This window comes from Citrobacter sp. wls714 (genome assembly GCF_005281025.1).
GTDB lineage: Bacteria > Pseudomonadota > Gammaproteobacteria > Enterobacterales > Enterobacteriaceae > Citrobacter > Citrobacter werkmanii.
Map to the genome: position 1 here is coordinate 1 of NZ_SZWZ01000018.1, position 1,221 is coordinate 1,221.

General features: G+C 53.5%; 1 protein-coding gene. It reads right to left on the reverse strand.

Annotated elements, in window-relative coordinates; translation table 11 throughout:
- Nucleotides 1-29 precede the first annotated feature (29 nt).
- A protein-coding gene (locus FDX11_RS01635) for an IS3-like element ISSen4 family transposase (protein ID WP_096147877.1) occupies nt 30-1,150 on the reverse strand; the annotation gives its coding sequence in 2 pieces (ribosomal slippage) (nt 30-892 and nt 892-1,150; 1,122 coding nt in all).
- Nucleotides 1,151-1,221: the final 71 nt, after the last annotated feature.

The window sequence follows — 1,221 nt, forward strand, 5'->3', positions numbered from 1 at the left end:
TGACCTGCCCCCACGATTAGATACAACACTCAGTTAGTAACGTCGGAATCTTCATTCTCAGAATGACCCTTTCTCCAGCCCGCTGCAAATTCAGACGGTGTCTGATAATTCAGCGTGGAGTGCGGGCGGCATTCGTTATAATCCTGCCGCCAGTCATTAATAATTTTCCTGGCATGAACGATATCGCTGAACCAGTGCTCATTCAAACATTCATCGCGAAATCGTCCGTTAAAGCTCTCAATAAATCCGTTCTGCGTTGGCTTGCCCGGCTGGATTAAGCGCAACTCAACACCATGCTCAAAGGCCCATTGATCCAGTGCACGGCAAGTGAACTCCGGCCCCTGGTCAGTTCTTATCGTCGCCGGATAGCCTCGAAACAGTGCAATGCTGTCCAGAATACGCGTGACCTGAACGCCTGAAATCCCAAAGGCAACAGTGACCGTCAGGCATTCCTTTGTGAAATCATCGACGCAGGTAAGACACTTGATCCTGCGACCGGTGGAAAGTGCGTCCATGACGAAATCCATCGACCAGGTCAGATTGGGCGCCGCCGGACGGAGCAGCGGCAGACGTTCTGTTGCCAGCCCTTTACGACGTCTTCTGCGTTTTACGCCCAGGCCACTGAGGTGATAAAGCCGGTACACGCGCTTATGATTAACATGAAGCCCTTCACGGCGCAGCAACTGCCAAATACGACGGTAGCCAAAACGCCTGCGCTCCAGTGCCAGCTCAGTGATGCGCCCTGATAAATGCGCATCAGCAGCCGGACGGTGAGCCTCATAGCGGCAGGTCGACAGGGATAAACCTGTAAGCCTGCAGGCACGACGTTGCGACAGACCGGTCGCATCACACATCAACATCACGGCTTCCCGCTTCTGGTCTGTCGTCAGTACTTTCGCCCAAGAGCCACCTGAAGCGCCTCTTTATCCAGCATGGCTTCGGCAAGCAGCTTCTTGAGTCTGGCGTTCTCTTCCTCAAGCGACTTCAGGCGCTTAACTTCAGGCACCTCCATACCGCCATACTTCTTACGCCAGATGTAAAACGTGGCATCGGAAATGGCATGCTTGCGGCAGAGTTCACGGGCGGGTACCCCAGCTTCGGCTTCGCGGAGAATACTGATGATCTGTTCGTCGGAAAAACGCTTCTTCATGGGGATGTCCTCATGTGGCTTATGAAGACATTACTAACATCGGGGTGTACTAATCAACGGGGAGCAGGTCA